Origin of the sequence: Schumannella soli (genome assembly GCF_006517435.1) — a bacterium.
In the GTDB taxonomy this organism is placed as follows: Bacteria; Actinomycetota; Actinomycetes; order Actinomycetales; family Microbacteriaceae; genus Schumannella; species Schumannella soli.
Window position 1 is genome coordinate 800,760 of sequence record NZ_VHQG01000001.1, and the last position, 14,060, is coordinate 814,819.

General features: G+C 71.3%; 12 protein-coding genes. 5 read left to right on the forward strand and 7 right to left on the reverse strand.

Translation table 11 applies throughout. From position 1 onward, the window contains the following. Positions 1–145 precede the first annotated feature (145 nt). From FJ657_RS03650 to FJ657_RS03670, 5 genes are all read right to left on the reverse strand, one after another. The gene (locus tag FJ657_RS03650) at positions 146–1,075 is read right to left on the reverse strand and encodes a metal ABC transporter solute-binding protein, Zn/Mn family (protein WP_141162281.1); all 930 of its coding nucleotides are present in this window, start codon (positions 1,073–1,075) and stop codon (positions 146–148) included. An 86-nt stretch (positions 1,076–1,161) separates the two neighbouring features. After that, positions 1,162–2,622: a dihydrolipoamide acetyltransferase family protein gene (locus tag FJ657_RS03655; RefSeq protein ID WP_141162282.1), complete on the reverse strand. Its 1,461-nt coding sequence runs from the start codon at positions 2,620–2,622 to the stop codon at positions 1,162–1,164. 66 nt (positions 2,623–2,688) lie between these two features. Then, positions 2,689–3,753, reverse strand: coding sequence for an alpha-ketoacid dehydrogenase subunit beta (locus FJ657_RS03660; protein WP_141162283.1), 1,065 nt, complete (start codon positions 3,751–3,753; stop codon positions 2,689–2,691). Further along, on the reverse strand, positions 3,750–4,868 hold the full coding sequence (locus tag FJ657_RS03665; protein WP_141162284.1) for a thiamine pyrophosphate-dependent dehydrogenase E1 component subunit alpha: 1,119 nt from the start codon (positions 4,866–4,868) through the stop codon (positions 3,750–3,752). Before FJ657_RS03665 ends, FJ657_RS03660 begins: the two co-directional genes overlap by 4 nt. Positions 4,869–4,891: 23 nt before the next feature. Next, positions 4,892–5,959 (reverse strand): histidinol-phosphate transaminase, encoded by a 1,068-nt coding sequence (locus tag FJ657_RS03670; protein WP_141162285.1) that lies wholly within the window; start codon positions 5,957–5,959, stop codon positions 4,892–4,894. Between the two features lie 77 nt (positions 5,960–6,036). Between FJ657_RS03670 and FJ657_RS03675 the strand changes: the two genes are divergently transcribed. Further along, positions 6,037–6,447, forward strand: coding sequence for a phage holin family protein (locus FJ657_RS03675; RefSeq protein ID WP_141162286.1), 411 nt, complete (start codon positions 6,037–6,039; stop codon positions 6,445–6,447). A 64-nt stretch (positions 6,448–6,511) separates the two neighbouring features. Here the strand turns inward: FJ657_RS03675 and FJ657_RS03680 are convergent, their stop codons facing one another. Further along, the gene (locus tag FJ657_RS03680; RefSeq protein WP_141162287.1) at positions 6,512–8,239 is read right to left on the reverse strand and encodes a hypothetical protein; all 1,728 of its coding nucleotides are present in this window, start codon (positions 8,237–8,239) and stop codon (positions 6,512–6,514) included. Continuing rightward, on the reverse strand, positions 8,232–8,471 hold the full coding sequence (locus FJ657_RS03685; protein WP_141162288.1) for a hypothetical protein: 240 nt from the start codon (positions 8,469–8,471) through the stop codon (positions 8,232–8,234). The genes FJ657_RS03680 and FJ657_RS03685 overlap by 8 nt, the downstream gene beginning before the upstream one ends. 271 nt (positions 8,472–8,742) lie before the next feature. On the opposite strand from FJ657_RS03685, the gene FJ657_RS03690 reads away from it, so the two are divergent. From FJ657_RS03690 to FJ657_RS03705, 4 genes are all read left to right on the forward strand, one after another. Then, positions 8,743–9,258 (forward strand): low molecular weight protein-tyrosine-phosphatase, encoded by a 516-nt coding sequence (locus FJ657_RS03690; protein WP_141162289.1) that lies wholly within the window; start codon positions 8,743–8,745, stop codon positions 9,256–9,258. Further along, complete coding sequence (gene purB / locus FJ657_RS03695) at positions 9,255–10,640, forward strand: adenylosuccinate lyase (RefSeq protein WP_141162290.1); 1,386 nt, start codon at positions 9,255–9,257, stop codon at positions 10,638–10,640. The genes FJ657_RS03690 and purB overlap by 4 nt, the downstream gene beginning before the upstream one ends. Before the next feature lie 358 nt (positions 10,641–10,998). Further along, complete coding sequence (locus FJ657_RS03700; RefSeq protein WP_181408854.1) at positions 10,999–12,291, forward strand: glycoside hydrolase family 18 protein; 1,293 nt, start codon at positions 10,999–11,001, stop codon at positions 12,289–12,291. Positions 12,292–12,299: 8 nt separating this feature from the next. After that, entirely contained in the window at positions 12,300–13,553 is a 1,254-nt protein-coding gene (locus FJ657_RS03705) for a beta-1,3-glucanase family protein (protein WP_219995855.1), read from the forward strand. Positions 13,554–14,060 lie beyond the last annotated feature (507 nt).

Here is a 14,060-nt window from a genome sequence, read left to right on the forward strand (position 1 = left end):
ACGCACGACGCACCCCCGCGTCCGCCGCCGGAGCGGGGGATGCGGGGGTCGTCGTGGTCGCGCCGTCGGCAGGGATGCTGTCGGTCGCGGTGGTGTCGGTGGTGGTCGTCGGAACTCCTGGTGGTGAGAGTCGGCGCTGTTCGACTCAGGCGCCGAGCGCCGAGCTGATCTCGCTGATGATCTTCTTCTGCCAGCCGAGGTAGTCGTCGCCCTTCGGCAGGGTCTCGGTCACGCCGACCACGGGGATGCCGTTGTCCTTCGCGGCCTTCAGCACCTGCTCGGTCTGGGTTCCGTCGGTCTGCTCGTTGTAGACGAGCACGGCGACCTTCTTGTCGCTGAACAGTGCGAGGGTGTCCTGCAGCACGCGCACCGGCGCATCCGTGCCCTCTTCGATCGACTCGCTGAACTCGTCGGGGGTCGCGTTGCTGAAGCCGGCGGCCTCGAGCAGGTAGAGCGGCACGGGCTCGGTGATCGCGACCGACTTGCCGTCGGCCTTCGCCTTCAGCGCGGCGACGTCGGAGTCGAGGCCCTTCAGCCCCTCCTGGAAGGTCGCGAGGTTCTTCTTCACCTGCTCGGCCGCATCCGGGTCGGCCTTCTCGACGGCGGCGGCGAACTTCTCGGCCACCTTGCCGACGGTCGGGTAGTCGTACCAGACGTGCTCGTTGAACTCGCCGTCGCTGGGCTCCTGGTCGTAGCCGGAGATGTCGGCCGCAGTGAGCACGGTCGCGTCGGTGTTCTTCGCTGACTTCAGCATGGTGTCGACGAAGTCGTCGTAGCCGCCGCCGTTCTCGATGACGATGTCGGCCTTCGAGAGCTCGAGCTGGGTGCGGGCGTCCGCCTCGTACTCGTGCGGGTCCTTGTCGGGGTCGTCGATGATGCTCGTGACTGTGACAGCGTCGCCGCCGATGGCCTCGGCGATCGAGCCGTAGACGTTGGTCGAGGCGATCACGGTGACGGTGCCGCTGCCGGCGCTGCCGTCGGATCCGGCGTTCGCCGAGGAGTCGGAGGCGCAGCCGGCCAGCCCGAGGGCGGCGACGGCGAACAGGGCAGGGGCGATGAGCGCGCGGGTCTTCACATCCCGAACGCTACGCCTTATTGATAACCAAAGTCAAAACGCTTATCAATAGTGGGCGGATGTGCGGCGCGCCCCCGACCGGCTGATCAGTCGAGCAGCAGTGCCGGCTCCTCGAGCACCGCAGCGATGTCGGCGGTGAAGCGGCTCGCGACATCCCCGTCGACGACGCGGTGGTCGAAGCTCGCGCCGACCGTCGTGACGAACGCCGGACGCACCTCGCCATCCACGACCCAGGGCTTCTGCTTGATCGCGCCGAGGGCGACGATGCCGACCTCGCCCGGGTTGAGGATCGGGGTGCCGGTGTCCATGCCGAACGAGCCGAGGTTCGTGATCGTGATCGTGCCGCCCGACATCTCGGCCGGCTGCGTCTTGCCGTCGCGCGCGGTCAGCGTCATCTGCTCGAGCGCCTGCGCGAGCTCGAGCAGGCTGAGCTTCTCGGCGTCCTTGATGTTCGGCACGATCAGCCCGCGCGGTGTGGCCGCGGCGATGCCGAGGTTCACGTAGTGCCGCACGATGATCTCCTTGTCGGTCCAACTGGAGTTCACCGTGGGGTTGCGGCGCACCGCCCAGATCACGGCCTTCGCCATGACCAGCAGCGGGCTCACGCGCACGCCCGCGAAGGTCGGCGAGGCCTTGAGGCGCTTGACGAACTCCATCGTGCGCGTCGCGTTGACGTCGCTGAAGACGCTCACGTGCGGGGCCGTGAACGCGCTCTCGACCATCGCCTTCGCGATCGCCTTGCGCACGCCCTTGACCGGGATGCGCTCCTCGCGGTCGGTCGGCCACTCGGGCGTCTCGATGTTGCGGAACACGCTCGCCTGCTGAGCGTGGCGGATCACGTCGTCGCGGGTGATCTCGCCCGCGAGACCTGTTCCGGGCACGGTCTCGAGCTGCACGCCGAGGTCCTTGGCGAGCTTGCGGATCGGGGGCTTCGCGATGACGGGCGACGCGGATGCGGCGGGCACGGAGGCGGGGGCGGCCGGGCGCGCGGCGGAGGGCTCGGTCGCCGTGGGCGCCGAGCCGTCGGGCGTCGGCAGCGGAGCCGGGCGACGACGACGCGAGGTCGCGTGACCGCCGGCCGAGCCGTAGCCGACCAGCACGGCACCCGGCTTGTCCTCGGCCTCGGCGGCCTCGGCCGGGGTGGCCGGAGCGGGAGCCGGGGTGGCGGATGCGGCAGCAGCCACACCGCCGGCGGCACCGGCAGCGCCGGCCGCTGCGGTCGCGCGCGGCGTGTGCTCGTTCGTGTCCGTCGGGCCGACCCAGGCCGACTCGTCGGTCACGGGCGCCTGCAGGTCGATCGACCCGGCCGCCGAGCTGACCCGGATGATGGGCGTGCCGACCTCGACGGTCGCCCCCTCATCCACCAGCAGCTCCTGCACCGTGCCGGCGAAGGGCGACGGCAGCTCGACGAGCGACTTGGCGGTCTCGATCTCGACCAGCACCTGGTTGACCGTGATCGTGTCGCCGGGCGCGACGCGCCAGGTGACGATCTCGGCCTCGGTCAGGCCCTCGCCCACATCGGGGAGGGGGAACTCGGATGCCACCACGGGGTGCTCCTTCGGGGTCGTCGCGGCCAGTGCGGGCGCGTCGGGTCAGTCAGGTCGGTGGATGCGTCAGTAGGCGAGCGCGCGGTCGACGGCCTCGAGCACGCGGTCGGCGTCGGGCAGGTACTGCTTCTCGAGCTTCGCCGGCGGGAACGGGGTGTCGAATCCGCTGACGCGCAGCACGGGCGCCTCGAGCGAGTAGAAGGCGCGCTCGGCGATCGTCGCGGCGATCTCACTGCCGACGCTGACGTTCTGCGGCGCCTCCTGCGCGACGACGACGCGGCCGGTCTTCTGCACGCTCTCGATGATCGGCGCGTAGTCGATCGGCGAGATCGAGCGCAGGTCGATGACCTCGACGCTCGTGCCCTCGCCGGCGGCGATCTCGGCGGCCTGCAGCAGGGTCGCGACCATGGCTCCGTGGCCGATGAGCGTGACCTCGGTGCCGGTGCGCACGACGCGGCTGCGGTGCATGTGCACGGCGGTTCCGGCATCCAGCTGCACCTCGCCGCGCTGCCAGTAGCGGCTCTTCGGCTCGAAGAACATGACCGGGTCGTTCGAGCGGATCGCCTCCTGGATCATCCAGTAGGCGTCGTGCGGCGTCGCCGGGCTGACGACGCGCAGACCCGCGGTGTGCGCGAAGTAGGCCTCGGGACTCTCCTGGTGGTGCTCGACGGCGCCGATGTGGCCGCCGTAGGGCACGCGGATGACGACCGGGTACGACTGGTTGCCCTCGTGCCGGTAGGTCTGCTTGGCCAGCTGGGTCGTGATCTGGTCGAAGCCGGGGAAGATGAAGCCGTCGAACTGGATCTCGATCACCGGGCGGAAGCCGCGCATCGCCAGGCCGATGGCCGAGCCGATGATGCCCGACTCGGCGAGCGGGGTGTCGAGCACCCGGTTGCCGCCGAACTCGGCGTGCAGGTGCTCGGTGACGCGGAAGACGCCGCCGAGCGGGCCGATGTCCTCGCCCATCAGCAGCACCTTGGGGTCGTCGAGCATCGCCTGACGGAGGCCCAGGTTGATCGCCTTCGAGAGCGTGAGGTTCTTCACCTCGGGCTCGGCAGCTGGGGCGGATGCAGGAGTCGCGGCTGCGCTGGCGGCCGCGGCGTCGGCTGCGGTGGTGTCGATGTCGGTCATCCCTCGGTCCCTTCGAAGGAGCGCTCGTAGGCGTCCAGCCAGGCGCGCTGCTGCTCGATCACGGGGTGCGGATCGCTGTAGACGTTGTCGAAGATCTTGCCGGTCGGCGGGTCGACGAGCTCGAGCGTGCGCGTGCGCACATCCGCCGCCAGGTCTTCGGCCTCGCGGGCGATGTCGGCGAAGACGTCGTCGCCGGCGCCGCGGGCGCGCAGGTAGGTCTCGAAGCGGCTGATCGGGTCGCGGGCGCCCCAGTAGGCGAGCTCGTCGTTCTGGCGGTATTTGGTGGGATCGTCGCTCGTGGTGTGGGCGCCCATGCGGTAGGTCAGCGCCTCGATGAATCGCGGGCCCTGGCCGGTGCGGGCCGAGTCGAGCGCGGTCGCCGTGACCGCGTAGCTGGCGAGCACGTCGTTGCCGTCGATCTGCCAGCTCGGGATGCCGAAGCCCTGCGAGCGCAGGTAGAGCGGCGTGCGCGACTGGCGCTCGACCGGAACCGAGATCGCCCAGTGGTTGTTCTGCAGGAACAGCACCTGGGGCGTCTGGTAGCTGGAGGCGAAGACGAACGACTCGCTGACATCGCCCTGGCTGGTGGCGCCGTCGCCGAAGAAGACCAGCACGGCTTCGTCCTTCTCGACGTCGCCGGTGCCGCTCGATCCGTCGAGCGCGACGCCCATGGCGTAGCCGGTGGCGTGCAGCGACTGCGAGCCGATGACGAGCGTGTAGAGGTGCAGGTTGCCGTGCGCCTTCGGGTCCCAGCCGCCGTGGCTGAGTCCGCGCAGCATCTCGATGATGCGCATCGGGTCGACCCCGCGGATGCGGGCGACGGCGTGCTCGCGGTAGGCGGGGAAGATGTGGTCCTGCGGGCGGGCGGCGTAGCCGGCGCCGACCTGCGCGCCCTCCTGCCCGAGGCTCGGGATCCACAGAGCGAGCTGGCCCTGGCGCTGCAGGTTGCCGGCTTCGATGTCGAAGCGCCGCACGACCACCATCTGGCGGTGGAACTCGATCAGGCGGGCGTCGTCGAGCGCCTCGATGCGCGGCAGGAACTCCTCGTTGGCGGCGTTCCGCACGAGCGTCCCGTCTGGCGCGAGCAGCTGGATGGGCGCAGCGTCGGCAAGCATGAACCTCAGCCTAGCCCCGGGTTTCAGAGCCCCAGTGGGAGGGTTCTCACAACCTCTTCCGCAGATCGCAGGAGAGGTTCGACAGATTCTTCTTCACCCACGGAGACGCGGATGCCGTCGCCGGGGAACAGCCGCGCGATGATGCCGTGGCGTTCCAGGATCTCGCCGGCGGCGACGGTGTGCTCGCCGGTCGCGAGCCAGACGAAGTTGCCCTGCGGTTCGGGCAGCGGCCAGCCCTGGGCGCGGAGCGCGTCGCGGATGCGGTCGCGGCGGGCGATGATCTCGTCGACGCGGCCGCGCAGCTCGGCGTCGTGGTCGAGGGCGGCGATCGCGGCGCGCTGGGCCGGCTCGGTGACGCTGAGCGGGATGGCGGTCGAGCGGGCGGCGTCGAGCACGTCGACGGGGCCGAGGGCGTAGCCGACGCGGAGCCCGGCGAGCCCGTAGGCCTTGCTGAAGGTGCGCAGCACGACGAGGTTCGGGTAGCGGTCGAGCAGCGGGATGCCGTTCACCGCGGCCGGGTCGGTGACGAACTCGCGGTAGGCCTCGTCGAGGAGGACGAGCAGGGTGTCGGGCACCGCATCCATGAAGGCGGCGAATTCCTCCGCGGTGACGATGGGGCCGGTCGGGTTGTTCGGGGTGCAGACGATCGCGACGCGGGTGCGGTCGGTGATCGCCGCGGCGAGCGCCGGGAGGTCGTGGCCGCCGTCGGCGCGGTTGGGCACGGTGACGCTGGTGGCGCCGGCGACCGTGACGAGGCCGGGGTAGGCCTCGAAGGAGCGCCAGGAGTAGGCGACCTCGTCGCCGGGGGCGGCGGCGGCGAGGATGAGCTGCTGCAGCAGGGCGACCGAGCCGGAGCCGACGTGGATGCGGTCGGGGGCGATCGCGTAGTCGGCGCCGAGGCGATCCCGCAGCACGGTCGCGGCGGCGTCGGGGTAGCGGCCGGGGTTCGTGGCGGCGATGGCCTCGACGATCGCGGGGTGCGCGGGGAAGGGGTTCTCGTTCGACGACAGCTTGAAGGCGTCGGCGGCGGCGGGCCGCCCCTGGCGGTAGGGCTGCAGTGCGGCGATCTCGGGGCGGAGCTTCACGGCCATGCGGTTCAGCCTAGGGTCGCGCACTCACTGCGCGCGTTCCGGGTACTCCGACGCCGCCGCCTGCGAGAATGCCTGCCATGAGGCGCTTCCTGGTCCGGCTGCTCATCAACGCCCTCGCGCTCTGGTTGACGGTGGCGATCCTGCATCCGCACATCCAGGTGACTTCCTGGGATCCGGGCCAGCAGCCCGCCGACCTGCTCACGTATCTGCTCGTCGCTCTGGTCTTCGGCATCGTGAACGGCGTCATCGGCAACCTGGTGCGCATCATCGCCTTCCCGCTCTACGTGCTGACGCTGGGGCTCCTCTCGCTCGTGGTCAACGCGCTGCTGCTGATCCTGGTGGCGTGGGTGACGAGCCTGCTCGGCTTCGGCCTCTCGGTGGAGAGCTTCTGGTGGGGCGTGCTCGGCGCGGTGGTGCTGGGCCTGCTGAGCTGGCTGATCGGCATCATCCTGCGTCCGCTGCTCGGACGTCCGCGCGAGTCGCGCTGAGGCGAGTCGCGCTGCACGGGGGCACCACGCACGGGCCGCGCTCCTGGCAGCCCTGCGGGCGCGCTCACATCCGCGCCTCCGCTCGCCCGCTGACGCCGGACGCCGCCGGCGACGGCGCGTCGTCGGATCCCCAGCCGAGGCGTAGCGCGGCGTCCGCCCCGTCGACCCGGTAGCTGTCGTAGTCGTAGCTGTCGATGCGATATCCGCTCTGCCGGGCGTAGTCGCCCGTGAAGCTCTCGATGCGGTCGAGCTCACGCCGCAGCTGCGGTGACGCGGCCTTCTGCATGTCGATCGCGGTGTCGACGTAGGAGTCGCGCTGATGGGCCGGCACGACCTTCTCGTCGGGGGCGAAGCCGTCAGCGCGGGCCTGCTGCTCGACGCGCAGCCGGTCGGTGTCGACCTGGTAGCCGCTGAGCGCGTGGATGGGGTCGTCGCTGTGGTGCACGTCGTAGCCGGCGACGCCGGGCGGGTAGTCGATGTTCCGCGTCGGTCCGCCCCACGTCTCGACGCCGACGACGTTCCAGTCGGCCGACTGCGCGAGCCGCCCGGCGACGAGCCCGCCCTGCGAGAAGCCGGTCAGCTGCACCTCGTCGAGGGAGGTGATTCCCGCGTGCCGCATCGCCTGCTCGACCGCGCGGATCGAGCCGGCGTCGTCGTCGGCGACTCCGCCGACATTGCTCGTGAGGTCGAAGGGCATGGTCGTCGACTCGGGTGAGAAGGTCTGCGTCGGCGGCACGTACACGACATAGCGCGGGGGCTCGCCGGGCACGCTGTGCTTCTCGATGCGGATGATCCCTTCGTCGGGGACACGCTCCAGTCGCTCCTTCGGGCCGGTCGCGCGGTCGAGCGGTGCGGTCGTCGACGAGCGAGCGATGGGGATGACGCCGACCCCGGTCTCGCGGAACAGCCCGAGCTTGCGCCCGGCGCTCATGATCACGTGCGCGTTGTCCTCGACACCGCCGCGGCCCGCGGCGCGGGCGGCGAGCAGGACGGCGGGCGGGATGCCGAGCGCACCGAGGGCGAGGTCGTCGCCGTTGTCGCCGAGGAAGCGCACGAGCTCGTCGAACGCCGGACTCGTGACGAGACCCGGTGTGCCCTTCACAGCCGCGCCGAGCGCGGCCGCCTTCTGGGCCGGGGTGCGCCCCGGCAGCGCGGCGAAGGCGGCGGCCGCCGCGGCGATGATCGTCGGGGTGTTCGCGGCGGCGGTCAGCAGCGCGAGCCGTGCGGCCACCCCGCCGACGGTGTCGACGGCGACGTCGGCGGCCGCGCGCGCACCGCGCTGCGCCGACTCGTCGGCCGCGGCATAGAGGTCGACCGCGGTGCCGAGCGAGGGTGCGAAGTCGGTGATGGTCTCGTCGAGCCGATCGACCCGCACGACGAGGATCTCCATCGGGTCGAGCCGGCCCGGCGGCAGCAGCGCGGGCATGGCCCGCAGCCGCCGGGCGTCTTTCGCGATCGAGTCGACCGCGTCGCTCAGCGACCACAGCCGCGTGCGGTAGGCCAGCATCCCGTCGGTCTGCACGCCGACGACGCCGCGCCCGCTGAGCTGCAGCGGTCCGCGTCGGCCCACGCCGGCCGCGCTCTCACCGCTGTTCGGGTCACGCCAGCCGCCGGGTCCGAAGGCGTCGGCCTCACGCGCGCCGCGCACGTCCTTGCCGGGGCCGACCCCACCCGGCGTGAGCAGCTGGATCGGCCCGGGGCCGCTGCCGGGGCCGCCGGCGCCACCGGCCGAGCCGCCAGCAGCATCGGCAGCATCCGCAGCACCTGCGCTGCCCGCACCCACGTCACCCACGGGCGTCCGCCAGATCGGTCGTCGCCCGCAGCACCGCGTCGCCGGCCGCCGTCGTCGCGCTCGACAGCTGCGCGCGCAGCTTCTCGGCCGTCTTCTCGTGCAGTGCGGCCGCGGGCCCACTCCAGTCGTCGGCGTCGATCCGCGGCGGCGCGTCGTTCCAGGTCGCGAGCTGCTCCTGCACCCGCTTCGCCAGCCGCAGCCGTGCCTCCAGCTGCTCGATCGTCGCCACCATCGCGTGCCTCCTCGTCTCGCCCGGGCGGGGCGCACCGGTTCGTGCCTCGAGGATGCGCGCCGCCACCGCCGTCTGGGCCGCCGATTCCGCGATCCGGGGAGAAGCGGAACGCGCCCGTGCTGGGGAGGGATCGCGCAGCCGCGACCGCACCACCTCGCTCGAACCGCCCGCGGAACTCTCGCGGGAGCGCCGAGGGGACCACGAGGACCCCCCCGGAAGAAGCCTCGAATTAACCCTTCCGCCGACGCCGCGCTCGGGCATGATGTTGCGCATGACGGGAACGCATGCGCGCGCCCCGTTCCGGATCTGCTTCGTGTGCACCGGCAACATCTGCCGGTCACCGATGGCCGAGGCGGTCTTCACCCGACTCATCGCCGAGGGCGGATACGAGGGCGCCGTCACCGTGCAGTCGGCTGCCACGGGTGACTGGCACGTCGGCGAGCGCGCCGACCACCGCACGCGCGACGCGCTGAAGGACGCGGGCTACGACGGGGATGCGCACCGCGCCCGCCAGTTCGATCCGGCCTGGTTCGCCGACCTCGACCTCATCGTCGCCTTCGACCGCGGGCAGGAGCGGGTGCTGCGCCAGTGGGCGCCGTCGGACGAGACGCGCGCGAAGGTAGCATTGCTGCTGTCATTCGACCCCGCATCCGGGCCCGATCTCGACGTGCCGGACCCCTACTACTCCGACGCGGCGGCCTTCGCCCGGGTGCTGACTCTGATCGAGCGGGCGAGCATCGCGCTCTTCCGTCAGATCGAGCCCGCGCTTCCCCACGGAGGATCATGAGCCCCCTGCCCCCGCAACCGGTGAGCCCCCTCGACGGTCGCTACCGGTCCGTCGCCGGCGTGCTCGGCGAGCACCTCAGCGAGGCCGGTCTGAACCGCGCCCGCGTGCACGTCGAGGTCGAGTGGCTGATCGCCCTCACCGACCGCGGCCTGTTCGGCACGAGCGCGCTGCCGGCCGAGAAGAAGGACGCGCTGCGCGCCTTCGCCGCCGACTTCGGCCAGGCCGAGATCGACGAGCTCGCGAAGCTCGAGGCGACCACGCGTCACGACGTGAAGGCCGTCGAGTACCTGGTGCGCGGCGAGCTGAGCCGTCAGGGCCTGGATGCGATCGCCGAGCTCACGCACTTCGCCGCGACGAGCGAGGACATCAACAACCTCAGCTACGCGCTGACGATCCGCGCCGCCGTTCAGGAGGTCTGGACGCCGCGCTTCCGCGACGTGATCGGCCGCCTGCGCGAGTGGGCGCTCGCCGAGCGCGACCGCCCGATGCTGTCGCACACGCACGGCCAGCCGGCGACGCCGACCACGGTCGGCAAGGAGTTCGCGGTGGTCGTGCACCGCCTCGAGCGCCAGCTGCGCCGCGTCGAGAGCACCGAGTTCCTCGGCAAGTTCAGCGGCGCGACCGGCACCTTCTCGGCCCACCTCGCGGCCGACGCCGACGCCGACTGGCCCACGATCTCGCGCGACTTCGTCGAGTCGCTCGGCCTCACCTGGAACCCGCTGACCACCCAGATCGAGTCGCACGACTGGCAGGCGGAGCTGTTCCAGGCGGTCGCGCACGCGAACCGCATCCTGCACAACCTGGCGACGGATGTGTGGACCTACATCTCGATGGGCTACTTCACCCAGGTGCCCCAGCCGGGCGCGACCGGCTCGTCGACGATGCCGCACAAGATCAACCCGATCCGCTTCGAGAACGCCGAGGCGAACCTCGAGCTGAGCAACGCGCTGCTCGACTCGCTCGCGGCGACGCTCGTGACGAGCCGCCTGCAGCGCGACCTCACCGACTCGACGACGCAGCGCAACGTGGGCGTCGCGCTCGGGCACTCGCTGCTGGCGCTCGACAACCTGTTCCGCGGGCTCGGCGAGATCGCCGTCTCGGAGCAGAAGCTCGCCGCCGACCTCGACGGCAACTGGGAGGTGCTGGCCGAGGCGATCCAGACCGTGATCCGCGCCGAGGTCGCCGCCGGACGCTCGACGATCGCCGACCCCTACGCGCTGCTGAAGGAGCTGACCCGCGGTCACCGCGTCGGTCAGACCGAGCTGGTCGAGTTCGTGGATGCGCTCGAGATCGGCGACGCGGCGAAGGCCCGTCTGCGCGAGCTCACCCCGGGCACCTACGTCGGTCTCGCGTCGAGCCTGGTCGACCACCTGGGCGCATGAGCGCGGGGGCCAGCTGCGGCGGATCCCGGCACGGTCGCTGAACCGTTTCAGCAGGGCCCCGGTGCGTGAGCGCCGGGGCCCTTCTCTGTCCCCTCCGCGCGCGGTGCCGCCGCCGCATCCCGAGCGACTCTCGCGTACGACACGCCGGGTTCCGGACAGGGATGCGGAAATAGTTTGTTCGGAGTCTTCCCTTATTCCGCCGGGCCAGAACCGGTTTCGGCGCCGATCACCCCCTTCTGACCCCCTTTCGGGGGGCACACGATCGTTGCTACGGTCCCGGGTCATCCATAGACCGGACTGTCCACGATGGAGAGGGAGACCCATGCAGGCAGCAGGTTCGACGAAGAACGACCGGAGGATGACGAGGCGCAGAGTCGGAGGTGTCGCCGCCGTCGCGGCTGCCGCCGCGCTCACGCTGAGCATCGCCCCCGCGGTGGCGCAGGCCGCCCCCGCCCAGCACGCCGGCAGCGTCGCCGGAAGCACCGCATCCACCACCCGCACCACCACGGCGAACACCGCCGCGGCCCAGGCGGCCGGCGACAAGAAGCTCGTCGCCTACTTCACCGAGTGGGGCATCTACGGCCGCGACTACGACGTCAAGAAGATCGAGACGAGCGGATCGGCCGACCAGCTCACGCACATCCTCTACGCCTTCGGCAACGTCACGAACGGCCAGTGCGCGATCGGCGACAGCTTCGCCGACTACGACAAGGCCTTCACCGCCGACGAGAGCGTCGACGGCGTCGCCGACACCTGGGATCAGCCGCTGAAGGGCAACTTCAACCAGCTGCGCAAGCTCAAGGCCGCGCACCCGAACATCAAGGTGCTGTGGTCGTTCGGCGGATGGTCGTGGTCGGGCGGCTTCGGCCAGGCCGCCGCGAACCCGGCCGCCTTCGCGCAGTCGTGCCACGACCTCGTCGAGGACCCGCGCTGGGCCGACGTGTTCGACGGCATCGACATCGACTGGGAGTACCCCAACGCCTGCGGTCTCAGCTGCGACTCGAGCGGACCCGAGGCCTACAAGAACCTGATCTCGGCCCTCCGCGGCGAGTTCGGCAGCGACCTCGTCACGAGCGCCATCACGGCCGACGGCACCAGCGGCGGCAAGATCGAGGCCGCCGACTACGCCGGCGCCGCGCAGGATCTCGACTGGATCGCGCCCATGACCTACGACTACTACGGCGCCTTCGCCGCGCAGGGTCCGACCGCTCCGCACTCGCCGCTCATTGGCTTCGACAGCGCCCCGACGCCCGGATTCGACAGCGACACCGCGGTGCAGAAGCTGAAGAGCCTCGGCATCCCGAGCGACAAGATCCTGCTCGGCCTCGGCTTCTACGGCCGCGGCTGGACCGGCGTCACCCAGGCCGAGCCCGGTGGCACCGCCACCGGCGCAGCGCCCGGAACCTATGAGCCCGGCATCGAGGACTACAAGGTGCTCAAGGACCGCTGCCCCGCCACCGGAACCGTCGGCGGCACCGCCTACGCGTTCTGCAACGGCGAGTGGTGGAGCTACGACACCCCGCAGACCATCACCGGCAAGACCGACTACGTGAAGCAGCAGGGCCTCGGCGGCGCGTTCGCCTGGGAGCTCAGCGGAGACACCAGCGACGGCGAGCTGATCAAGGCCGTCGGGAACGGACTGAACGGATGAGCGGCCGCGTGTTCCGCCGAGCCGGCGCCGCGCGTCCGGCCGGGCCCGTCGGCGCAGCGCTGAGCGGACTGAGCGCCCAGCAGCTGTCGCGCCGGAGCTTCTTCGGAGCCACCGCGGTCGGCGCCCTCGGCGTCGTCGGCGGGCTCGGGCTCGCGGGCGGGAGCGCCTTCCTCGCCCCGACCCGCGCCCGGGCGGCCGGCAACCTGCCGATCACCGTGATCAACAACTCCGGCGCCTACGACAACGCGAATGTGTTCATCCACGTCGTCGGCACGCTGATCACGACCGGCCAGCAGGGCCACGTCGACCAGAGCGGGGCGTTCATCCCCGCGAGCCTCGCCGACAACACGGAAGCCGACGGCAGCGCCGTCTACGGCTTCCCGCTCAGCGACTGGGGAACGGTCTCGCTGCCGGAGCCCATCTCGGGCCGTCTCTACATCTCGCTCGGCAAGCGCCTGCCGTTCAAGGTCGTGGGCACGGATGCCGGGCCCGGCATCGCGCATCCGGCCGGCTGGGTCGAGAGCGATCCGTCGTTCGGCATCATCTACGACTCCTTCGAGTTCACGCACCAGAACGGGGCGATGTACTGCAACTCGACGCAGGTCGACATGTTCAGCCTGCCGATCGGCATCCATCTGCAGGGCGTCAACGACCAGCGGGCCGGGTTCATCAACTCGGGTGCGCGCGGCGCGTTCTTCGACAAGCTGCGGAACACGGAGGGGTTCTCGAACCTCGTCGTCGACGACCTGCGCGTGATCGCCCCGAGCCACGGCATCGAGGCGGGTCGCTTCAACGGCAGCTACTTCGACGGCTACATCGGCGAGAGCTGGGATCGCTACAGCTCGGCCGACATGCACGTGAACACCGGCACGGCGCAGTACTCGCTGCGGCGTGACGGGGATGCGCTGGTCGCCTACCAGGACGGCGCCGAGCGCGTGCGCTTCGACCGCCCGTCGACGGCCGACGTGCTGTTCTGCAACGGCGCCCTCGCGGCGCCGAACGACGGACTGCGCGGACCGATCGCCGCCATCCTCGGAGCCGCCCTGAACCGCAGCACCATGCGCGACTACACGGAGCAGCCGACGACGGATGCGGCGCAGTTCTACCAGCAGCCGATCACCAACCACTACGCGGCGGCGACGCACGCGGCGCACTCCGACGGACGCGCCTACGGCTTCGCCTTCGACGACGTGTCGGCGTTCGCGTCGTACATCGAAGACGGCGCCGCGTCGTCGGTCGAGCTCACGATCGAGCCGCTGTAGCGGTCACGCCCGCCGCCCACGGCTCCTCGGGCGGCGGGCGCTTCGCCGGCTCGACGTCCGTGCGGTCCGACCTCGGTCAGGTCGGGCCGCACGGTTCGCGTCGGCGACCACGAACCTGGCGGGGGTCGGTCACGGCGGGGAGCCGGGCCGGCCCTCGTCGTCCACGTCCGGGCGGTCGCGCGAGTGACTCGGGTGCGCGGCCGCCCGGCCGATGTGCTGACGCTCGGAGCGCGGACGGCGACGCGGATACTGGCGCAGCGCGCAGGCGTCCCCGCCGGCGGGCTCTCCTATCGCTCCCAGCAGTGGCCGCGACCGAACGTAACTCCGCGGGCTGACCCGCGTGTCGTCGCGCACCCGTTCACGACGAGCCGTGCGCGGATACTGGCGCAGCGGAGGGGCGCCCCCGCGAGTTCAGCCGCCTACCGTTCTCGGCAGTATCCGCGCCCCGCCGGACCGGATCCCAGCAGTATCCACGCCCCGCAGGAGCTCGGGCCCGCGCCGGGCGGA